23 protein-coding genes and 1 pseudogene are annotated in these 20,463 nt (G+C 62.7%); 13 read left to right on the plus strand and 11 right to left on the minus strand.

Annotated elements, in window-relative coordinates; translation table 11 throughout:
* Positions 1–88 precede the first annotated feature (88 nt).
* The 4 genes from ABIE49_RS25165 (at position 89) to ABIE49_RS25180 (ending at position 4,589) form a co-directional block, all read left to right on the plus strand.
* Positions 89–1,216 carry an acyl-CoA dehydrogenase family protein gene (locus tag ABIE49_RS25165; RefSeq protein ID WP_192737073.1) on the plus strand — a complete coding sequence of 376 codons (1,128 nt, stop codon included), beginning with the start codon at positions 89–91 and terminating at the stop codon, positions 1,214–1,216.
* 145 nt (positions 1,217–1,361) lie between these two features.
* The gene (locus tag ABIE49_RS25170; protein WP_192737074.1) at positions 1,362–2,609 is read left to right on the plus strand and encodes an acyl-CoA dehydrogenase; all 1,248 of its coding nucleotides are present in this window, start codon (positions 1,362–1,364) and stop codon (positions 2,607–2,609) included.
* Between the two features lie 19 nt (positions 2,610–2,628).
* Positions 2,629–3,873, plus strand: coding sequence for an acyl-CoA dehydrogenase (locus tag ABIE49_RS25175; RefSeq protein ID WP_192737075.1), 1,245 nt, complete (start codon positions 2,629–2,631; stop codon positions 3,871–3,873).
* A gap of 2 nt (positions 3,874–3,875) precedes the next feature.
* Positions 3,876–4,589: a nitroreductase gene (locus tag ABIE49_RS25180; protein WP_192737076.1), complete on the plus strand. Its 714-nt coding sequence runs from the start codon at positions 3,876–3,878 to the stop codon at positions 4,587–4,589.
* A gap of 83 nt (positions 4,590–4,672) precedes the next feature.
* Here the strand turns inward: ABIE49_RS25180 and ABIE49_RS25185 are convergent, their stop codons facing one another.
* The 3 genes and pseudogenes from ABIE49_RS25185 to ABIE49_RS25195 all read right to left on the minus strand — a co-directional run.
* On the minus strand, positions 4,673–4,918 hold the full coding sequence (locus tag ABIE49_RS25185) for a hypothetical protein (protein WP_192737077.1): 246 nt from the start codon (positions 4,916–4,918) through the stop codon (positions 4,673–4,675).
* A gap of 317 nt (positions 4,919–5,235) precedes the next feature.
* The gene (locus ABIE49_RS25190; RefSeq protein ID WP_192737078.1) at positions 5,236–6,021 is read right to left on the minus strand and encodes an enoyl-CoA hydratase/isomerase family protein; all 786 of its coding nucleotides are present in this window, start codon (positions 6,019–6,021) and stop codon (positions 5,236–5,238) included.
* Positions 6,022–6,042: 21 nt separating this feature from the next.
* A pseudogene (locus tag ABIE49_RS25195) lies at positions 6,043–6,177 on the minus strand (cyclic nucleotide-binding protein); the annotation flags it as partial.
* Positions 6,178–6,412: 235 nt separating this feature from the next.
* Between ABIE49_RS25195 and ABIE49_RS25200 the strand changes: the two are divergent.
* Together ABIE49_RS25200 and ABIE49_RS25205 are read left to right on the plus strand one after the other, a co-directional pair.
* Positions 6,413–7,081, plus strand: coding sequence for a Crp/Fnr family transcriptional regulator (locus ABIE49_RS25200; protein ID WP_192737079.1), 669 nt, complete (start codon positions 6,413–6,415; stop codon positions 7,079–7,081).
* A 36-nt stretch (positions 7,082–7,117) separates the two neighbouring features.
* Positions 7,118–7,984: a DUF6537 domain-containing protein gene (locus ABIE49_RS25205; RefSeq protein WP_192737209.1), complete on the plus strand. Its 867-nt coding sequence runs from the start codon at positions 7,118–7,120 to the stop codon at positions 7,982–7,984.
* 12 nt (positions 7,985–7,996) lie between these two features.
* Here the strand turns inward: ABIE49_RS25205 and ABIE49_RS25210 are convergent, their stop codons facing one another.
* Entirely contained in the window at positions 7,997–9,400 is a 1,404-nt protein-coding gene (locus tag ABIE49_RS25210) for a TAXI family TRAP transporter solute-binding subunit (RefSeq protein ID WP_192737080.1), read from the minus strand.
* Positions 9,401–9,811: 411 nt separating this feature from the next.
* Between ABIE49_RS25210 and ABIE49_RS25215 the strand changes: the two genes are divergently transcribed.
* Together ABIE49_RS25215 and ABIE49_RS25220 are read left to right on the plus strand one after the other, a co-directional pair.
* Positions 9,812–10,165, plus strand: a complete 354-nt coding sequence (locus ABIE49_RS25215; RefSeq protein ID WP_192737081.1) for a DUF3307 domain-containing protein — start codon at positions 9,812–9,814, stop codon at positions 10,163–10,165.
* A gap of 330 nt (positions 10,166–10,495) precedes the next feature.
* The gene (locus tag ABIE49_RS25220) at positions 10,496–10,897 is read left to right on the plus strand and encodes a hypothetical protein (RefSeq protein ID WP_192737082.1); all 402 of its coding nucleotides are present in this window, start codon (positions 10,496–10,498) and stop codon (positions 10,895–10,897) included.
* Between the two features lie 144 nt (positions 10,898–11,041).
* On the opposite strand, the gene ABIE49_RS25225 is transcribed toward ABIE49_RS25220, so the two are convergent.
* Positions 11,042–11,362 carry a YkgJ family cysteine cluster protein gene (locus tag ABIE49_RS25225; RefSeq protein ID WP_192737083.1) on the minus strand — a complete coding sequence of 107 codons (321 nt, stop codon included), beginning with the start codon at positions 11,360–11,362 and terminating at the stop codon, positions 11,042–11,044.
* Between the two features lie 171 nt (positions 11,363–11,533).
* Positions 11,534–12,232 carry a helix-turn-helix transcriptional regulator gene (locus tag ABIE49_RS25230; RefSeq protein ID WP_192737084.1) on the minus strand — a complete coding sequence of 233 codons (699 nt, stop codon included), beginning with the start codon at positions 12,230–12,232 and terminating at the stop codon, positions 11,534–11,536.
* A gap of 129 nt (positions 12,233–12,361) precedes the next feature.
* Between ABIE49_RS25230 and ABIE49_RS25235 the strand changes: the two genes are divergently transcribed.
* Complete coding sequence (locus ABIE49_RS25235) at positions 12,362–12,610, plus strand: hypothetical protein (RefSeq protein WP_192737085.1); 249 nt, start codon at positions 12,362–12,364, stop codon at positions 12,608–12,610.
* A 66-nt stretch (positions 12,611–12,676) separates the two neighbouring features.
* Entirely contained in the window at positions 12,677–13,408 is a 732-nt protein-coding gene (locus tag ABIE49_RS25240) for a glutathione S-transferase family protein (RefSeq protein ID WP_192737086.1), read from the plus strand.
* Positions 13,409–13,479: 71 nt separating this feature from the next.
* Here the strand turns inward: ABIE49_RS25240 and ABIE49_RS25245 are convergent, their stop codons facing one another.
* The 3 genes from ABIE49_RS25245 to ABIE49_RS25255 form a co-directional block, all read right to left on the minus strand.
* On the minus strand, positions 13,480–13,995 hold the full coding sequence (locus ABIE49_RS25245; RefSeq protein WP_192737087.1) for a hypothetical protein: 516 nt from the start codon (positions 13,993–13,995) through the stop codon (positions 13,480–13,482).
* Positions 13,949–14,794, minus strand: coding sequence for a dienelactone hydrolase family protein (locus ABIE49_RS25250; protein ID WP_192737088.1), 846 nt, complete (start codon positions 14,792–14,794; stop codon positions 13,949–13,951). Before ABIE49_RS25250 ends, ABIE49_RS25245 begins: the two co-directional genes overlap by 47 nt.
* 133 nt (positions 14,795–14,927) lie before the next feature.
* Positions 14,928–15,557 (minus strand): pyridoxamine 5'-phosphate oxidase family protein, encoded by a 630-nt coding sequence (locus ABIE49_RS25255; protein WP_192737089.1) that lies wholly within the window; start codon positions 15,555–15,557, stop codon positions 14,928–14,930.
* Positions 15,558–15,681: 124 nt separating this feature from the next.
* Here ABIE49_RS25255 and ABIE49_RS25260 point away from each other — a divergent pair, with 124 nt between their 5' ends.
* Positions 15,682–16,575: a LysR family transcriptional regulator gene (locus ABIE49_RS25260; protein WP_192737090.1), complete on the plus strand. Its 894-nt coding sequence runs from the start codon at positions 15,682–15,684 to the stop codon at positions 16,573–16,575.
* 9 nt (positions 16,576–16,584) lie between these two features.
* Here the strand turns inward: ABIE49_RS25260 and ABIE49_RS25265 are convergent, their stop codons facing one another.
* Together ABIE49_RS25265 and pobA are read right to left on the minus strand one after the other, a co-directional pair.
* Positions 16,585–17,025: a PaaI family thioesterase gene (locus ABIE49_RS25265; RefSeq protein ID WP_192737091.1), complete on the minus strand. Its 441-nt coding sequence runs from the start codon at positions 17,023–17,025 to the stop codon at positions 16,585–16,587.
* A 271-nt stretch (positions 17,026–17,296) separates the two neighbouring features.
* Positions 17,297–18,466: a 4-hydroxybenzoate 3-monooxygenase gene (gene pobA, locus ABIE49_RS25270; RefSeq protein ID WP_192737092.1), complete on the minus strand. Its 1,170-nt coding sequence runs from the start codon at positions 18,464–18,466 to the stop codon at positions 17,297–17,299.
* A gap of 270 nt (positions 18,467–18,736) precedes the next feature.
* Between pobA and ABIE49_RS25275 the strand changes: the two genes are divergently transcribed.
* Both ABIE49_RS25275 and ABIE49_RS25280 read left to right on the plus strand, forming a co-directional pair.
* The gene (locus tag ABIE49_RS25275; RefSeq protein WP_192737093.1) at positions 18,737–19,753 is read left to right on the plus strand and encodes a TRAP transporter substrate-binding protein; all 1,017 of its coding nucleotides are present in this window, start codon (positions 18,737–18,739) and stop codon (positions 19,751–19,753) included.
* Between the two features lie 196 nt (positions 19,754–19,949).
* Entirely contained in the window at positions 19,950–20,459 is a 510-nt protein-coding gene (locus ABIE49_RS25280; RefSeq protein ID WP_192737094.1) for a TRAP transporter small permease, read from the plus strand.
* Positions 20,460–20,463 lie beyond the last annotated feature (4 nt).

The following is a 20,463-nucleotide window of genomic DNA, read 5'->3' on the forward strand; positions in this document are numbered from 1 at the left end:
AACACAAACACCGGTGATTATGGGTCCCCGCGTTCGCGGGGACGACGCCGGAAAAATACACCTCAAACATCAACCCGAGTGACACGCCATGAATTTCGATTTCTCCGACGAACAAAAGCAGATGCGCGACGCGGCGAGGAAATTCCTTGCCGAGAAGTGCCCGCCGAAAGCGGTGCGTGAGGTGCTGGATGGCAAGGCGACCTACGACAAGGCCTTGTGGAAGGGCCTCGCCGAGATGGGCTTTCTTGGCGTTGCGATCCCGGAAGAGTTCGGCGGCGCGGGCGCCGGTCATCTCGAACTCTGCGTGATCGCCGAGGAAATGGGCCGCGCGCTGGCGCCGGTGCCGTTCTCCTCGACGGTGTATCTGGCTGCCGAAGCGCTGCTGCTCGCGGGCAGTGATGTGCAGAAGCAGAAATGGTTGCCGAAGATTGCCTCCGGTGACGCGATCGGCACGCTGGCGCTGTTCGAAGGCAAGGGCAATCCGTCGCCGCAGGCGATCAAGTTGTCGGCCTCCGGCGGTACGCTGAGCGGCGTCAAGAAGCCGGTGCCGGATGGCGCCATCGCCGACTTCGCGGTCGTTGCCGCACGCACGGGATCGACCGGCCGCGATGCCGATATCTCGCTGTTCCTGGTCGACCTCAAGGCCGGCGGCGTCGAGGTCAGGTCGCTGACCAACATCGATCCGACCCACGGCCAGGCCGAACTCACCTTCAAGAACTGCAAGGCCGAGCCGCTCGGCGCGGCCGGTGAAGGCTGGGGCATTCTCACGCAAGTGCTCGATCGCGCCGCGGTCCTGATGGCGTTCGAGCAGGTCGGCGGTTCCGACCGCGCGCTGGAAATGGGCCGCGACTACGCGCTCGATCGTATCGCCTTCGGCCGGCCGATCGGCTCGTTCCAGGCGGTGAAGCACATCCTCGCCGACATGTACGTCTCGGCGACGCTGGCGCGTTCGAATTGCTATTACGGCGCCTGGGCGCTCTCGACCAACGCCTCGGAACTGCCGGAAGCGGCGGCCGCCGCCCGCATCAGCGCGACGCAGGCGTTCCAGCATTGCTCCAAGAACAACATCCAGGTCCATGGCGGCATGGGTTTCACCTGGGAGTTCGACTGCCACATGTACTACCGCCGCGCCAACGCGGCCGCGGTGACGCTCGGCAGTCTGTCCTATTGGGAAGATCAGCTGATCGACCGCATGCGCAAGAAGAACGCGGCTTAACGAAACACTCGTGTCCCGGACGCGATGCAGCGCACTTCGCGCTGCTTCGCAGAGCCGGGACCCATTGATTGATGGACCCCGGATCAGCAGCGCACCGCTTCGCGCTGCGCAGCATCCGGGGAACGCCCCGAGAGAGTAGAAAAACATGAACTTCGATGACACCCCGCAGGAGGCCGCGTTCCGCGCCGAGGCGAAAGCCTGGATCGGAGCCAATGCGCCGAAGCAGTATGAGGAAGAGCTGCGCAAATCCTCGCTCGGCCGCACCGTGCTCAAGGGCGCCAACATCCTCGAGGTCGCAAAGGCATGGCAGAGGAAGAAAGCCGACGCCGGCTGGGCCTGCCTGCATTGGCCAAAGGAATATGGCGGCCGTGGTTCGTCGCCGATCGAGCGCGTAATCTGGCAGCAGGAGGAAGGCCCGTTCGGCAAACTCTCAGGCATGTTCATCATCGGCCACGGCATGTGCGGGCCGACCATGATGGCGTTTGCCGGCGAGGAGGAGAAGCGAAAGTACCTGCCGCCGCTGGCCTCGGGCGAAAAGGTCTGGTGCCAGCTGTTCTCCGAACCCGCTGGCGGCTCCGACGTCGCCGGGCTTCGCACCCGCGCCGAAAAAAAGGGCGATGACTGGATCATCAACGGCCAAAAGATCTGGACCTCCGGTGCGCATTATTCGGACTACGGCATCTTGCTGACGCGCACCGATCCCAATGTGGCAAAACACAAGGGCCTCACCATGTTCTTCCTGGACATGAAGAGCCCGGGCGTCGAGGTGCGACCCATTAAGCAGGCCAGCGGCCAGTCCGACTTCAACGAGGTCTACTTCACCGATGTGAAAATCCCGGATTCGCAACGACTGGGCGCCGTCAATGACGGCTGGAACGTCTCGCTGACGACGCTGATGAACGAACGCATGTCGATCGGCGCCGGCGTTTCCACCGGCTTTCCGGAGCTGTTCGATTTCTGCAACAGCCTGGTGCTGGACGATGGCCCTGCGATCGAGGACCGCAACGTGCGTTCGAGGCTGGCGAACTATGCCGTGAAGGCGAGCGGGCTGAAATACACCAGCATGCGCGCGATCTCGGCGCTGTCGAAGGGCGATCGTCCGGGTCCCGAGAATTCCATAGGCAAGCTGGTGGCGGGCTCGATGGTACAGGAAGTCGCGATGTACGCGCTCGATTTGCAGGGCGCCGCCGGCGTGCTGAGCGGGCCGGAGGATGCGGAGATCGCCGGGAAATTCCAGGCCATGCTGCTGCGTGCGCCGGGCACCCGCGTCGAGGGCGGCACCGACGAGATCATGCGCAACATCATTGCCGAACGCGTGCTTGGCCTGCCCGGCGACATCAGGGTCGACAAGGACGTGCCGTTCAACAAGATTCCGACCAAGGGACGCGCGTAAGCGCGAAAGGAGCCGCCCAATGAACTTCGACGATACCCCGCAGGAAGCCGAATTCCGCGCCACCGCCCGTAAATGGATGGAAGCCAACGCGCCGAAGAAATACGAGGCGGAGCTTTCCAAATCCTCGCTCGGCCGCATCCGGCTGGAGAAGGAAGAGATCGTCGATGTCGGCAAGGCCTGGCAGAAGAAGAAGGCCGAAGGCGGCTGGGCCTGCCTGCACTGGCCGAAGGAATATGGCGGCCGCGGCGCCACCCCGATCGAGAAGGTGATCTGGCAGCAGGAAGAAGGCGTCTACGGCAAGCTGACGCAGCCGTTCCAGATCGGCGAGGGCATGTGCGGCCCGACCGTGATGGCGTTCGGCAGCGAGGAGCACAAGCGGCATTATCTGCCGAAGCTGGCGTCCGGCGAGCATATCTGGTGCCAGCTGTTCTCCGAGCCGGCCGGTGGTTCCGACGTCGCGGGCCTGCGTACCCGTGCCGAGAAGAAGGGCGACGACTGGATCGTCAACGGCCAGAAGATCTGGACCTCGGGCGCGCACTATTCGGATTACGGCCTGTTGATCACGCGCACCGATCCCAACGTGCCCAAGCACAAGGGCCTGACGATGTTCTTCCTCGACATGAAGAGCAAGGGCGTCGAGGTGCGGCCGATCAAGCAGGCCAACGGCATGCAGGAGTTCAACGAGGTCTATTTCACCGACGTCGTGATCCCGGACAGCCAGCGCCTCGGCGCGGTCGGCGACGGCTGGAACGTTTCGCTGACCACGCTGATGAACGAGCGCATGTCGATCGGCTCGCGGCTCGCCACCGGTTTCCCCGAAATGTTCGAGTTCTGCTCCAATCTGATGACCGAGGACGGGCTCGCGATCGATGATCCCGCCACACGCTCCAAGCTGGCGAGCTGGGCGGTGAAGGCGAGCGGGCTGAAATACACCAGCTACCGCGCAATCTCGTCGCTGTCGAAGGGCGAGCGTCCGGGACCTGAGAACTCCATCGGTAAATTGGTGTCGGGCGCGATGCTGCAGGACATCGCGACCTACGCGATGGACCTGGAGGGTGCGGCCGGTGCGTTGACCGGGGCCGACGAGGAGACCGCAAGCGGCCAGTTCCAGCAGATGCTGCTCTCTTCGCCCTCGATGCGTATTGCCGGCGGTACCGACGAAATCCTGCGGAACATCATCGCCGAGCGCGTGCTCGGCCTGCCCGGCGACATCCGTGTCGACAAGGACGTGCCGTTCAACAAGATCCCGACCAAAGGGCGATGACCATGGATGCAAAAGCGCCGAAGGCGCGCTACGCCAGCGAAGATCGCATCGGCGTGCTCGAGGAATTGCTCGGCGAGCGCTATTCGGTGCGCGCCTTCCTGCCGCGCGAGGTGCCGCGCGAGACCATCGAGCATATTCTCACCGTGTCGCAGCGCACCGCGTCATGGTGCAACAGCCAGCCATGGCAGGTCTTGATCGCGAGCGGCGAGGCCAAGGAGCGGTTTCGCAAGGCGATCTATGCGGAGGCTTCCTCGGGCGGCAAGGACGACCATGACTTCACGCCGCCGCGTGAATATCTCGGCGTCTATCTCGAGCGCCGGCGCGAGAGCGGTTTCCAGCTCTACAACACGCTCGGCATCGTCAGGGGCGACAAGATGGCGTACGCGAAGCAGGCGCTGGAGAATTACAATTTCTTCGGCGCCCCGCATGTCGCCGTCATTCACACCGACGAGCCGCTCGGCACTTACGGCGCGGTCGATTGCGGCGCCTATGTCGGCAATTTCATGCTGGCGGCGCAGGCGCTCGGCCTCGGCACCATCCCGCAGGCCGCACTGGCGCGGCATTCCGGGCTGATCCGCCGGCACTTCAATCTCGCCGATGACCGCCGCGTGGTCTGCGGCATTTCGTTCGGCTTTGCCGACAACGCGCACAAGGTCAACAGCTACCGCACCTCGCGCGCAAGCGTGGCCGACACGGTTACGTTCTTCGACGAGTAGCTAATTCAAATCATCAAGCGCACAGGAAAAGCCCCGATCGCCAATGGCGGCCGGGGCTTTTCGCTATCTGGATTCAGACGAGATCAGTAGGCGCAGACATTGACGGTGCGCAGGCGCAGACCGCGACGGGTTTCGACCCAGCGCTGCTGGATGCAGTCGTTGTAGCCATAGCCGGTGTTGAGGTAGACGCCGCCGAAGCCAAGGCCAAAACCATGGCCCCAATAGCCGTGGTGGTGGTGATGATGGAAGGGGCCGGCAGCGGCGGGCGCGGCAGCGGCGAAGGTGAGGGCGGTGGCGGCGATCAGTCCGAGGGTAACCTTGCGAAGCATTGTATTCTCCAATTGAATGGCGCGGGGGCCGTTGTTTCGTCCCTGCATCTTCGTCGGCGCGACGTGAATATTCGTTCACGCCGGTTCCGGAGAATCGTGTTTCAGGAATGTTTCGTGGGGGGCGGGGGGCGACACCTTTTCTTCCCTTCTCCCCTTGTGGGAGAAGGTGCCTTCGCGCAGCGAAGGCGGATGAGGGGTTGCCTCCGCGGATACAGACCCCTCATCCGGCGCCATAGCCGATGCGAAGCATCGGCGTTCTAAGAACGGCGGCCATAGGCCGCCTATGCCACCTTCTCCCACAAGGGGAGAAGGCAGAATCAGAATCTTGGCGGTCGCTTCTCCGCAAAGGCCTTGATGCCTTCCTTGATCTCGTCGCCGCGCATGCTCTCGCGGTGGCGCTGGTTCGCGGCGGCCTCGTCGAGCTTGCCACGGGCGAATTCGTTAATGGCGCGTTTCATGCCGCGCATCGCGACAGGTGCGTTACCGGCGAGGATGTCCGCAAGCTTGCCGACTTCCTCGTCAAGCACCTCCATCGGCACCATCGCGGTGAGATAGCCGATCCGCAGCATCTCGGGCGCCGAGATCTTCTCCGCCGTCAGAAACAGTTTCTTGGCATTGTCGACGCCGAGCCGCGTCACGTAACGCTCGATGCCGCTCTTGTAATAATGCAGGCCGAGCCGCGCCGCCGGCATGAACATTTCAGCCGTATCGACGCCGATGCGGAAATCGCAGGCCAGCGCCAGATCGGTCGAGCCGCCATAGACGCCGCCATTGAGCCGGCAGATCGTCGGCACCCCGAGATCCTCCAGGCGGTTGACCACCACCTCGAACGCGGAGCCGGCGCTCTGCTCCTCTTTGGCGCTGACGGCGCGGTCGGCGACCGAATTGAGGTCGTAGCCGGCCGAGAAGGCGCGGCCGGTGCCGGTCAGCACCAGCACCCGGATCGCAGGATCGGCCTCGATCCGGTCGAACAGTTTCACGAGTTCGCCGAGATCCTCGCTCTGCAGCCGGTTCAAATGTTTCGGCCGGTTGAGGCGGATGGTGGCGCGCGCGCCGCTGATGTCGAGGACCGGCGAGCTCGCCGCCGCGGCTGAATTGGGCATATCGTTCTCCATTCTTGTTATTTACTTGTTCTCTCGCGCGCGCCGTTCGGCCTCGGCGTCGATGGTCTGGGCGAGGTCAGGATGCCGTGCCATCAGCAGGCGGAAATCGACGAGGTCAAGCGCCAACAGCTTCTGCAGCCGCGTGGTGCTGCCGAAAGTGCCTGCCGCAGGGAAGGCCGTCAACGAAAGCCGGCAAACGGCGTTCTCGCGTCGAAATGCCCGCCGGCGAGGCTGGCTGCGCGGCAAGCCCGGTGCAGGAATGAATTTTGTCGAATCCCGACAAATCGTCGTTTTTTCCCCGCATATCGAAAATAGCCTGCGGCCTTTACAATAGCGGCACTGCAATAAAATCGCGAAAAAATTCACTCCCTGAAAAATTGGTTGGCTTCCAATGGATCCGTCTCATTTGGCACAACATGCCGGCACGGCCGGCGCCCTCTTCGCGTCGATCTTCGTGATCGCCACCACCACGATGCGGACGATGATTCCTTTGCGGGTGTTCGGCATTCTCGCCAACATCGCCCTGTTCCTGACCGCCATTCCGTCCCGTAATTATCTGGTCATGGTCGTGCAGGTGGCGATGCTGCTGGTCAATTCCTGGCGGCTGCACCAGATGCTGCAGCTCGTGCGCGACGTGAAAAAATCGGTCAACAGCGACCTGTCGATGGATTGGCTGAAGCCGTTCATGACCGAGCGCGATTGCGCGGCCGGGGAAATGCTGTTCTACAAGGACGAGAAGGCCGAAGACATGCTCTACATCGTCAGCGGCAAGTTCAAGCTGGTCGAGTCCGGCATCGTCTTGCCGGTCGGCGCCATCGTCGGCGAGCTCGGGATGCTGTCGCCGTCGAACATGCGCACCCAGTCGCTGGAATGCATCGAGGCCGGCCTCGTGCTGAGCGTCAGCTACAGCAAGGTCGAGGAACTCTACGTTCAAAACCCGGCGTTCGGCTTTTACTTCCTTCGCCTCGCCAGCGCCCGGCTGTTTCAGAATCTCGAGACGCTGCAGCACCAGCTGGCCCAGCAAACGGCGGCATCTGCCGCCGCGCCGAAACCCGCATAGAGGCCGGGAGCTACGGGAGTGTCAGACCGCGGTTTCATGTCGTCGTTGCGTTATCTGTTCGCCGATTTCATCGGTGAGGAGGACGACACCCCGCCATTCCTGCCTGAGGGCTTGCCGGAGGCGGTGACCGATACCGCGAGCGATGCCATCCATCTGCTGATCGACTATCAGAGCACGAGTTATGCGCAGCTTTACGTCGACCGGCTGCGGCGGTTCGTCGGCCGCAACGGGGTCGATGATGCGATGCTGGTCGAGATTGCGCGGTTGATGGCGGTGCGCATGAGCTACGAGGATCCGATCCGGATCGCGCAGCTCAAGCTTGCCGAATTCAACGAGGGGGCCGGCGGGAACTACAATCCGGTCGTCGATATCAGGAAGTTCCGGGTCGACGAACTGGTCAGCGCGCTCCCCGCCATTATCGCGGAATATCTGATCGATGCGCTTGACTGGGCGGGGTGGGCGCACAGGCGGATTTCCATGCGTTTCAGCGCAGCAAGCCGTCTCGGCGTTCGCCGCCTCAAGATTGAAGCCGGGCTGAAGCGGTGGCGGCGCTATTCGGTGCGTTACGCCAAGGAACGGCTGTGGGTCGAACGCTGGCTGCACATGGTCAGCCGCAGCCTGGACAAACAGCCGGCCGCAGCTTCTGAAATCGTGCAGACCGCGACCATGATCGAGGGCTATGGCGACGTCTACCGCCAGGGCATGGCGGACTGGAACGCGATCATCGACGGCCTGGCCAAGCCGACCTTCGACGGCGTGCTGGCGCTATCGGATCTCGCCGGAGCGGTAGCGGAAGCCCGCGCGGCGGCGCTGCCCGATCCGCGGCGGGCCACGCTCAAGCGCAAGATCGAGGAAATCAGGGCGCGGGTGTCGGCCAGCGGCTCGAGCGCCGTGGCGGGGTGAGCGGTGGCGTGATTACGCGCTTTGCGCAGTCTTCACGGCTACCACCTTGTCGTCCTGGGGCGGCGGGTGCCGCTTCAGGTGATCGCGGCGCATGCCGATTTCGTCGCGCACGAATTCGTAGCCGAGCTTGAATGTGTCCATCCCGTCGCCGGAGATGGTGCCGTCGCGCATCCCCATCACCACACGCCGAAGGATGGTTTCGAGTTCATCCTGCAGATCGTCGAGCGCGCCGAGCGATTGTGCATCCGCTATACGCTCGCCGACATCGAGAACGGCGGTTGCCAGTTCACTGGCCCTCTCCGGCGCGATCCGGGTCACCTTGGCGTACAGCGCGGCGAACAGCGATCCGATGATGCCGAGTGCAGCAAGGGCGACGTACATCAGGTCGCTGTAGCGCTCGATAAATGATTTGGATTCATCGTTGATGTATTCGGTTGCCCCTGGATGCGCGACGATGAAGGCATCCTTGTCGGTCGCGGCCGGCTCGATCTTCGAGGCGAAGCCGCCGTCGAGCGCCAGTTCCGACTTGTTTTCATAGATGATGCGCGCGAGATCGCTCACGGTCGGCGTCGACAGACCAGATTGCGCGACCAGCAACCACTGCAGGCCCACCGTCTCCACATCCTCTTCTGGGATGGTGGGTGAGGCCGAAAGCGTACCGGATGCGATCGTTTCTTCCGATAGGACCGGATATTTTCGCGTCAGGGCCTTTGCCGCATCGATGGCGTTGAGGGCGAAGGTACCGCGCCGCGCAATTTGCTCGAAGTTCTTGTCCTTTACGGTCCGCGAGGCATGGACGACCGCGATCACTGCGCCAAAGCCCGATGTTGTGAGCAGCTTGTCTAGCGTCGTACCCGGCGGCGCCATCTGGACTCGTGCCGCCGCCGGCGCCTCCGACAGGTCGAGAATGGTGCGGATCAGCGTGACACTGCTTTCGTTCTCGGCGAGGACGGCGATCTTCTTTTTCTTAAGTTCAGCGAGGGTCTTGATCTTCTTGCCGGCGGGGCTGACCAGCAGCAGCACGTCATGTTCGAGGATCGCGACCGCGCGCGCCCGGGGCGGGATTTTTGCGTCGGTACGCAGAATCGCAAGGTTGGCTTCCTTACGGTCAAACTGGGCGATCGCCTTGGCGCTGTCGCTGTTGGGCACGATCTTGAGGCGCAGCCGCGACGAATTGTTCTTCAGGACGGTGGCAAGCCGGGCCGCAAAGCGCGCCTCGGGGCCGTTGGCTTGGCCGACGGCGAAGACCAGCGTTTCGGCATTTCGCACCCAGGTCCGGCCGGCCCACACCGTTGCGGCGGTGAGGACGAGGGTGAGAATCGAAAACAGCACGATCTGGGAGCGGTTGCTCTTGACCACCGGCATACGCAGGCGCCGTGGCATACCGGGTCTTGGTGTTGGGGCTTCAGCACTCATGGCCATACCCGGTCGGAGGACATCCCGCCGCCAAATCGGCGGCGCAGGCCATCCAAATGAATTCGTAAATACCTAGAAACGAACGACAATTTCCTGCGCGGCAATGATATCCTGCCCCCGTCGGATTGCAAACCGTCCCCCCGCGGGTAACCTTACCCGCGCAAGCCGGGCGCCGATGCCGCAGTATCGCTGTTGGGCCACACCATGTTTTTTTCCAACCACCCACAGGTGCATTCCGGTCCGGGAGGTGCCATAAATACCGGCAACGTTCACGTCCGGGTTCGAGAAGAAAATTCGCTGACAGCCTAGACCCCCGGTTTATTGCCACCTCGTTAGTCCCAGCAAAGGGCGTCAGCTTTGTTGTTTCCTTCCATGTCGTCGTCGGTCCCGATTGCTGCGCTGGTGGGATGGATGTTGCTTCTCACGGTGAAGCACATCATTGCCGACTTCATTTTTCAGACTTCCTGGATGGCGATCGGCAAGGACCAGAAGACCGGCTGGGCGATGCCGTTGCTGGCGCACTGCTCGGTGCATCTCGTGACATCGTTGCTGCTGATCATGGTGGTCGCGCCGCGGTTCTGGTTCGTCGCCTTTATCGATTTCGCGATCCACATCACGATCGACCGCATCAAGGGGATCTGCGCATCGTCCTTCGGCGTGACGCTGGAGAATGAGCATCCCTGGTTCTGGACGCTGATCGGCGTCGACCAGGCGCTGCACCATCTCACCGGCTTCGGCCTGGCGATCTACATGGCGGCGAACTGATCCGGCCAGAGCGTTTTCCAGCGAAGCATGCCCTCGGACTTGATCCGGGGTGGATACCGGTTCGCGTAAAGAAATCGCGTCAAAACAACAATCGGACCGCAGTATTCCGGATAGGCACCAGCCTCCCTCACGCATAGCCTTCCCTGGTCTGCACGTGACCGCCAGCCAGCCCGTGGCGGCGGGGTTTAGGCGCAATTCGCGCCGCGCGAATCACCGGCTGCGCCGGTCCGATTTGGTCGAAACTGGCAAGAGCACCGGAACACTACTGGTACGGGTGGTTAACCTTTCGTTAGAGTATTGCACTGCATCTTCCGAATAGGGAGAACCGCAATGTTTTCAAGCCGCGAAGCCTTCGAGAACGATTTCTGCCCGGTCCGGGACGAATTGCTCGGCGAGATGTACCGCGCCAACGCCAACGGCTTGCCGCTTCTGGTGGAGAGCGTCTCCTCGGAGACGCGCGCGATGCTGGCGCTGTTCTGCTACCGCCGCAGCCATCTGCATTCGCTCGCCCTCGCCATTGCCGCCAGCTGCACCGAGCGCGAGCTGATCTCGCTGGGCGGGCGCGTCGGCTCGACCCTCTATGCACTGTCCCGCGAGCCGGCCGCGCGCTCCACGCCCTCGTCGTCCTACGGCAATCGCAAGCCGATCACGCTCTCGACCAAGCCGCTCTCCACCTTCGCTCCGATTGAAGATCTCGACGACGAAGACCTCGCCGAAGCGGTGCCGGCGTAAGTTTTTCCATCCGTCGTCCCTGCGAACGCAGGGACCCATAACCACCAGCCGAGATTATTTCACACGCTGGAAGTTGTCTTCCTTTTCCAGCAATTCCTGCCGCGGCGTGTGGGTCCCTGCTTTCGCAGGGACGACAGCGGTGAGCTACACCAACACTGCCAGCCCATGCCTCTTCCGCGCCATCGCGCATTCGGGATCGCCGGGCATGCAGGTCCGGCATACCTCGGGCCGCACCGCATAGATCGTGCACGCCGTCGCCTCGCCGACCTTGCCCGACAACGCCGAACAGCGGTCGCCGTCGCAGCGCATTCCCGACAGCCGGTCGTTGACGAATTTTTCCGGGATCAGGTCGAGGTCGGCGTCATCCTCGGTCGTGAAGCGCGGCCAGTTCTGCGAATAGCTGCAGCAGGCGCCGCAGGCCTGGCAGGGGCTTTCGCTGGCAATCGTTGATCCGGTTTCATCCATCGCTGCCGTTTAGCGCGGAATGAAGCGCCCGGCCAGTCGCGGCGAGTGCGTGACGAGAAGATCGAACTGCGTCCACAATGGAACTGCACTCCCTCTCCCGCGCTTGCGGGGGAGGGTTGGGGTTGGGGTGGGGGTGCGGCCGCGATTCGTACTGTTCGTGTGGAGGTCGCTTTACGTATCCCTCGGGGCTTCCCAGACCAGGCTGCGCCGCCATTTCGCCCGCAGCAAATCGCGCCGCTCCGGATATTTTTCGTCGTGGTACACCGCGTCGACGACCCGGTCGGTGCGAAAGCTCCGGAAATCCTTCCGCAGCTCGCACCACGCCGCCATGATCCGCACCGCTTCGTGATAGCCGATGGCGATCGGCCAGATCGTGCGCTTGCTCTCGCGGCCATGTTCGTCGCGATAGTCCAGGGTGATTTTCTTGCCCTCGTGAATCTGGGCGCGTGTCCGCACCATGTCGATACGGTCTGGTTCCCGGTTCCAGACCGACCGCGCGCGGCTTGCGGGTTCGAGAACGAAAGGCCGCAACCGCTCCGGGACCGTGTCGGCGATCTTCGCCATCAGGTCCTGCGCGGCGCGTGCCAGCACGGGATCGGCATGGCCTACGACCCATTGCGCGCCGAGTACGGCGGCTTCGATCTCGTCGGGCGTCAGCATCAAGGGCGGCAGGTCGAATCCCTTCTCCAGGATGTAGCCCATGCCGGCCTCGCCGCGGATCGGCACGCGCTGTTCGATCAGCGTGGCGATGTCGCGATAGATGGTGCGTTTCGAGGTCTCGAGTTCGGCCGCGATCGCGTCCGCCGTCAGCGGCTTTCGCGTGCGCCGGAGCACCTGAATGATCTGGAACAGCCGGTCGGCGCGTCTCATGGCGAGTCTCTTTTCTGGTCGCTTTTCGCAAGTCCACTTTTCATAGGTCCGCCTGGCCGATGCTGACAGCATGTTGGCAGCAGGGGGTCGGTATATCGGGACAACACCTCAACTGAAGGGAATTTGTCCATGACGATTTTCAGCGAATTTGGCCCCCTGGGAAGCCGCCGGCGTCTTGCGAATAGCGAGGTCTTCGCCCTGGAACAGCTGGTTTCCATCCACTGCGTCACGTCAGATCTGCGCTGGGCGATGGTCGAGCTGGCATGGCGTTCATTCACAGCAATGTTCGCCTTTGCGCAAGGGCAGTTGCCGTCGTGGGCCCGTGGGCGCCGTGCGCCGCGAGAAGAGGAAGGTCGCGGCCGGCATTGCTGCTGCTGACACCACGGTGGCAGCAGGGCGTCGCTAGGCTTTTCCCACGTTCTTAAGAAATCAGGAGTTTTTCGGATGATCACGCTCTATGGCTTTGGCGCGGGCTTTGGCTTGCCGGAAATCAGCCCCTTTGTGACCAAGACCGAGGTCCAGCTGAAGATGGCTGGACTTGCGTATCGCAAGGAGAAGGCGATGCCGCCGGCATCGCCCAAAGGGCAGCTGCCATACATCGTCGACGAGGCCGAGAGCATCGCCGATTCCACCTTCATCCGCGCCCATATCGAGGGCAAATACGGCTTCGATTTCGACGCGCCGCTGTCGCTGCAGGCGCGGGCGCAGGCCTGGGCGTTCGAGCGGATGATCGAGCACCATGTCTATTGGGCGCTGGTCGGCGCGCGCTGGGTCGATACCGAGAATTTCGCCAAGGGACCGGCGCACTTCTTCGACGGCGCGCCGGAGCACCTGCGTGAGAAGCTGCGCGAGGACGCGCAGTTCCGGGTGGCGGAGAACTATCTGCTGAGCGGTCTCGGCCGCCATGCCCCGGAAGAGGATGTCGACCTTGCGGTCCGTTCGCTGTTTGCGCTGTCGGTTCAGCTCGGCGACAAGCCCTATCTGTTCGGCGACACGCCTTGCGGCACCGATGCCACCGCCTTCGGTGCGATTGCCGGCATCCTGACGCCGTACTTCGAATCGCCGCTGCGGCAGCAGACCGAGAAGTTCGGCAACCTGACCGCCTATGTCGACCGGATGATGCTGCGATATTATCCCGAGTTCAGGTGGGCGCCGCTGCAGCAGGAGGCTGCGTAAGCAGGTCTTTTCACGCATCTCCGGCGTGCCGGGCAGGAACCGGCACGCTCCAGCGGCCTGAGTGACCTCCGTCACATCGCATGGAGTTGAGGGCGTCTACGTTCCCGATCATGGCAGGCGATACTCGCGCTGCACAAATCGGGAGAATGACTATGACCAAGATCAGGAAGCTCATTGTTTCGGCGATTGCAGTTCTCGCTCTGAGCACTGCCTCGCTGTCTGTCAATAGCGCGGCGTTTGCCGGTGGGCACGGCCACGGCCACGGGCATGGCGGCCATCACCATGGCCATCATCACCACGGCCACCACCATCACGGCCACCACCACCATGGCCATCACCACCACGGCCACCATCATCACGGCCACTACCACCACGCCCATGGTTACGGCTGCTGGCGGGTGACCTCCTACGGCGTGATCAACGTTTGCCGCAGCTATTATTGATCGGATGACGTTTGAGAACTCGCCCGTGGACGACACGGGCGAGTTTTCATTTTGATCCAACTTGCCGTGACGTGGACTCACAGCGATCGGCATCCCCTCAGTTGAGATGGCGATCGAGAAACTGGTGCAGGCGCTGACTTGCATTGTCCGCTGCCTCACTGTTGTATTCCAGCCAGTGACCAAACAGGGTCGTGCCGGGTTTCAGGTGCGCGTAATAGAATCCATGGTACGCGCCGGGATAGACAATTAGCTCGACCGGCGGCCCCTCATTGCCCCAACTCGCAATTTTATCGGAACAGTCTGCCGCCGGCGTCCAATCGTCCAGGGCCCCGGTGAAAATGAGCGTGGGTATCCCCGGCCGCGCCATGGCTTGCTGACACGGAGGATAGAACGCAGCCGCCGCCCGGAACCGGAGATTGGTTGGAGGGCCGAACAGTTCGAACGAATTGGGCTCCGCCACAGAGAGGGCGACCCGAGCGCCTGCCGAGAAGCCGACCGCAGCCACACGGCTCGGATCGACGAAGCTTTGCCCGGCCAGGAAGACGAGCGCCCCGTAAGCATCCGGTCTGCGCCTGACGAAGGTGGCAAACGCGCTTGATGTGCAGGCGTGATCGGTCCCGAGACGCGTTGCATAGCTGTCGACGAGCAGGACGACATAGCCCCGGGCGACAAGTTCATCGGTCAGTTTTTGCTTTGTCGTGTCGTGCATCCCGGCACAGCCGTGCAGTCCGACGACCGCCGGAAAAGGCCCTGCGCCATCCGGCCTGGCCAGATCGCCCTGGATGCGCTCGCCCAGAATGAGCGTGCCTGAAACGAGCCGCTGAGAGGCGCTTTCAAACTCTACGCGCTCCAGCGGTGCGGCCCAGGCATCAGCCATCAGCGCACCTGGGATCCACCAAAGCATCAGCAATGCCGCGGCTCGGGAAGCGACGGTTCCAGGCAATGGCGTCTCCCCTGAATGTTCGCCTGGTCGTCCAGCGGGTGCGAAGGCTTCCGGTTTCCAGGTCGGTGCTGCTTCAGCCTGATACTACCGCGCCTTGCGGCCAAGCGGCATGATCGATTGATCACTGCACAGCTCAGGTCGCCGATGCAGGCTGGCCCTTCAGGGCGGCCAGTTCTGCTTCAAGCTCGGAGATGCGGGCGTCGCGAGAGGCCAAGGCCGCCGCAACGTCGCCCGCGTCGAACTTTTGCGGGATGTGCTGCGGGCAATTGGTGTCCCACGCCGAGATCCGGAACAGGATGACCTGTTCAGGCCGCGCCTTGTATCCCTTCGGCATCAACGCCTGCGTCAGCGCCGGGTCGTCATCGACGACGCGCGCCTCGCCCCAGATCTTGACGCGCCTCCGATGTGCATAGTCCATCACGAAAATATGCGCCTGCGGGTTCTCCGAGAGATTGCCTTGCGTGATGTATTGCCGGTTGCCGCTGTAATCGGCGAACGCGATCGTGTTCTTGTCGATGATTTTGACAAACCCCTTCGGGCCGCCGCGGTGCTGGATGTAGGGGTGGCCGGCGGCCGAGGCGGTGGCGAAATAGAAACTGTTGGTTTCGCCCAGGAAGCCCGCGAGGTTTTCATCGATCTCGGTGCGCCAGCCGCCGTTCTCTTCGACGCGGGCATAGGCGTCGCGCGATCCCTTGCGGGCCTGCACCGCCTTCACCGCCGGGGTGAAGGCGACATCGCTGGAATAGGTGTGAACGTCTGACATTGGAGTTGCTCCTGCCAAGTTCGGCGGCGCCGGTGCGCCTCTGCTGGTCATAAGATGCTCTCACCAGGAATTAAAACAATCATCCCGGTTGACACGACACTATTGCAATATATGAAATAATGGCATGGACCGTATCGATGCCATGCAGGCCTTTGTCACCGTCGCCGATTTGCAGGGCTTTGCTCCCGCCGCGCGCAAGCTCGGGCTGTCGCCATCAGGCGTGACGCGGCTGATCGCGGCGCTGGAGGACCGTCTCGGCGCCCGGCTGCTGCAGCGGACCACGCGATCCCTGACGCTCACGGACACCGGCGCCCGTTACCTGGAGCGTGCCCGCCAGATCCTCAGCGATGTCGAGGAGGCCGAAAGCGCCGCCGAGGGCGAGCGCACCAGGCCGGGCGGCCGGCTGTCGGTATCCGCCCCGAACGGTTTTGGGCGGCTGCACGTCAGCCCTGTGATGACGGCCTATCTGAACCGCTATCCCGACGTCTCGGCGGATCTCAGGCTATCGGACCGCATGATCAATCTGGTGGAAGAGGGCGTCGATCTGGCGGTGCGGATCGGCCATTTGCCGGACTCGACGCTGGTCGCGCGCCATGTCGGCGAGATGCGGCGGATCGTGGTGGCCTCGAAGGAGTATCTCAAGCGGCGCGGCGAGCCCAAAACGCCGGAGGCGATCGCGACCCACGATACCATCCATTTCGGCGCCATGACCGCTGCACCGGACTGGCGCTTTGACGCCGACGGCCGTGAGATCCGCGTCTCCAGCACGCCGCGCTTTACCTCCAACAGCGCCGACGCCGCGATCCAGTATGCGGAAGCGGGCGGCGGCCTGACCCGGGTGCTGGCCTATCAGGCCGCCGATTCACTGAAAGCGGGAAGGCTCCGTATAGTGCTGGCGGAATTCGAGCAGCCGGCGCTGCCGATCCACATCGTCTATCCGACCTCGCGGCTGCTGTCGGCGAAAGTGCGCACCTTCATCGATCTGGTGACCGAGACTGCGGATTGGCATTTCGGCTGACCGTCCGCGTCACGCCTGTTCTGTTGCGACGGGCGCCTTTCTCGGCACCACACGGAACGTCGCATTGGCGCGCGCGATCACGACGTCGTCGGCCTTGATCAGGCTCTGTGCAAAGCAGATCGTGCGGCCGGTCTTGATCACCTCGGTCTCGATCGCGAGCCATTGCCCGACCTCCGCGGTGCCGATGAAGTCAACCGCGAGCCCGATCGTCACGAATGACGTCGTCCAGTTCGTCGCCTGCGCGCAGCTATAGCCCATCGCGTTGTCGGAGAGGGCCGCGATCAGTCCGCCATGAATGAGGCCGCGGCCGTTGGTGTGCGGTTTCGCAAGTCGCAGCCCGATGATGACGGCCTTGTCGGTCCGCCTGGCATAGAGCGGCTCCCATGGCTCGGTGAGCGGGCTCTTGCGGGTGTGAAGCTCAAAACCATCGGGGATTTCGCTGACTGTCATGTGTGGCCCACGTGCTGACGATGTTTCTCGTCATTGAACGCAACGCGCCTGCAAAGTCACTGCCTACAAAGTTTTAAACGGGATTCGCATGGGTGTTTGAAATCGCCGGAGCCATCACGCTGGTAATTCGTATCCGACGTTGCGCCTGATCTCGTCATTGCGAGCGAAGCGAAGCAATCCACTGCGAACTCCGGGAGAGATGGATTGCTTCGTCGCAAGTGCTCCCTTGCGCAAACGCTTCGCGTTTGTCGCAGGCAATGACGGTTGTGAGCTACAACGGCAACCCCACGTAATTCTCCGACAGCGACGCCGACGCCGCTTTCGAACTGACCAGGTACTCCAGTTCCGCCAGCTGAATCCGCGCGCCGAACTCGCCCTGATCGGGGAATTTGTGCAGCATCGAGGTCATCCACCACGAGAACCGCACCGCCTTCCAGACCCGCGTCAGCGCCTTGGCCGAATAATTGTCGATCCCGGCACTGGATTTCTCGTCGTAATATTCGCGCAGCGCGCTCGAGAGGTAATGCACGTCGCTGGCGGCCAGGTTCAGTCCCTTGGCGCCGGTCGGCGGCACGATGTGGGAGGCGTCGCCGGCCAGGAACATTGTTCCGAACCGCATCGGTTCGGCGACAAAGCTGCGCAAGGGGGCGATGCTCTTCTCGATCGACGGCCCGGTGACGAGTTCATCGACCGCCTTCTGGTCGAGCCGGCGCTTCAGTTCGTCCCAGAACCGCTCGTCCGGCCATTGGTCGATGTGGTCGTCGAGCGGGCATTGCACGTAATAGCGGCTGCGCTGGGTCGAGCGCATGGTGCACAGCGCAAAGCCGCGCGCGTGGTTGGAGTAGATCAGCTCATGGCTGACCGGCGGGGTTTCCGAAAGAATCCCGAGCCAGCCGAACGGATAGATCCGCTCGAAGGTCTGGATCGCCGAGGGTTTCACGCTGGCGCGGCTGACACCGTGGAAACCATCGCAGCCGGCGATGAAGTCGCAGGCGATCTCGTGGCTGGCGCCATCCTTGGTGTAGGTGACACGCGGATGATCGGTGTCGAAATCATGCGGTTTGACCTCACTGGCCTGATAGACCGTGGTGAGGCCGGCGGCCTTGCGCGCGTTCATCAGGTCGAGCGTCACCTCGGTCTGGCCGTAGATCATGACCGTCTTGCCGGTCGCCGCATGCATGTCGATGCGGTGCCGCGCGCCGCCGAAAGCCAGTTCCACGCCATGGTGCACCAAGCCCTCGCGATGGGCGCGCGCCCCGGCGCCGACCTCGTCGAGCAGCGCCACGGTGCCCTCTTCCAGCAGGCCGGCGCGGATGCGGCCGAGCACATATTCCGGGGTCTGGCGCTCGAGAATGACGTTATCGATGCCGTAGCGGTGAAGTAGTTGCCCAAGCAACAATCCAGCCGGCCCGGCGCCTATGATTGCGACTTTAGTCCGCAATTGCTTGCTCCCATGGTCTGATACAGATTGACACGCCGACGCTTGCGCGAGGTGTTGCAATGATAATTATATCATATAACAATTTTCGCAAAGGGCGTTGGCGCGAAACATTGTCGTTTGTTGCGCTGCACCGCAAGGCCGTCCTGTCGACGGACGCGTGGAAGCGCCGCGCCAAACGTCCGGCTTGAAAAGCCTCGCCAACTATATAACATGTTAACTAACGAGACCGGGCGCCAAGCCCGCCTTCATGCGCAAAGGGAGAGAATGCCGATGAGAAAAGCGTTTTTGGCGCTGCTGCTCGCCGCCAGTGTGACGCCTGCGATGGCGCAGGAAAAAAACTTCGAGTTGAAATTGTCGCATTGGGTGCCGGCGTCGCACCCGCTGCAGAAGGCGCTGGAAGACTGGGGCTCCGCGGTCGAAAAGGAATCCGGCGGCACCATCAAGTACAAGGTGTTCCCGGCCCAGCAGCTCGGCAAGGCGTTCGACCATTATGACATGGCGCGCGACGGCATCGCCGACGTCACCTATATCAATCCGGGTTATCAGCCCGGCCGCTTCCCGATCATCGGCGCCGGCGAATTGCCGTTCCTGATGTCGGACGCCAAGGGCGGCTCGATGGCGCTCGACGCCTGGTACCGCAAATATGCCGAGAAGGAGATGAAGGACGTCAAGTTCTGCCTTGGCTTCATTCACTCGCCCTCCACCTTCCATTCGCGCACCAAGAAGATCGTGGTGCCCGACGACATCAAGGGCATGAAGATCCGCCCCGCCCACGCCACCATGGCGAATTACGTCACCCTGCTCGGCGGCACCAACGTGCAGTCCTCGGCGCCCGAGGTCCGCGACATCATCGAGCGCGGCGTCGCCGACGCCGTCACCTTCCCATGGGGATCGGTGCTGCTGTTCGGCATCGACAAGGTCACGAAGTATCACATCGAGGCGCCGATCTACGTCACGACCTTCGCCTTCGTGATGAACAAGGACAAGTACAACCAGATGTCCGACCGCCAGAAGAAGGCGATCGACAACAACTGCAACACCGAGGCCGCCGGCCGCGTCGGCGAACCCTGGGGTATCTACGAGAACTCAGGTGTCGCAAAGATCAAGGCGCTGCCCGACCATGAAGTCTACAAACTGTCGCCGGAGCAGACCGCGCTGTGGAAGAAGGCGTCCGAGCCGCTGATCAAGACCTGGGCTGACAACGTCAAGAAAGCCGGCGGCGACCCCGATGCGGCGATGACCGAGCTCCGCGCCGAACTGACCAAGCACAACGCTTTGGCGCAGTAACGCACTCCGCTGCGCCCCCTCTCCCGCTCTTGCGGGGGAGGGTCGGGGTGGGGGTGCCGCCGCGAGTCACACTGTTCGTGTGGAGAGAGCTTCCCCCACCCGTCACGCTTGCGCGTGCCGACCTCCCCCGCAAGCGGGAGAGGTAAGTCAGCCCCAAGCCACACCGCTTAAATTCGAAGTCACAGGACCTCCCCACATGAATCGCGCTTCGATGGATCGTTTCATCGATACGATCGAATGGATCGCGGCGGCATTTGTCGGCATCGTCGCCGCCAATATCTTCCTGGCCGTGCTGCTGCGTAACATCTTCAACTATTCGATCCCGGATTCCTTCGACATCGGCCGCATGATGCTCGGCATCCTGATCTTCTGGGGCATCGCGGCGACCAGCTATCGCGGCGGGCACATCACCGTCGATCTGGTCTGGGCCAATGTCGGTCCGAAATACCAGCGGATGATCGACGTTTTCGCCACCCTGGTTCTGCTGTTCGTGGTGGCGGTGCAGACCTGGACGCTGTTCGACAAGGTGCAGGGCACCTACAACGACAACGTCCTGACCTTCGACATGCGCATGCCGACCTGGCCGTTCTTCGCGATCGCGTGGGCCGGCGACGCCTCCGCGGTGCTGCTGATCGCGATCCGCACCTATCGCCTGATCTTCCATCCGGAAGACATCCATGATGCCAAAGAAACCACGGTGGAGTAGGGCA

This window comes from Bradyrhizobium sp. OAE829, assembly GCF_040546575.1.
Taxonomy (GTDB): domain Bacteria; phylum Pseudomonadota; class Alphaproteobacteria; order Rhizobiales; family Xanthobacteraceae; genus Bradyrhizobium.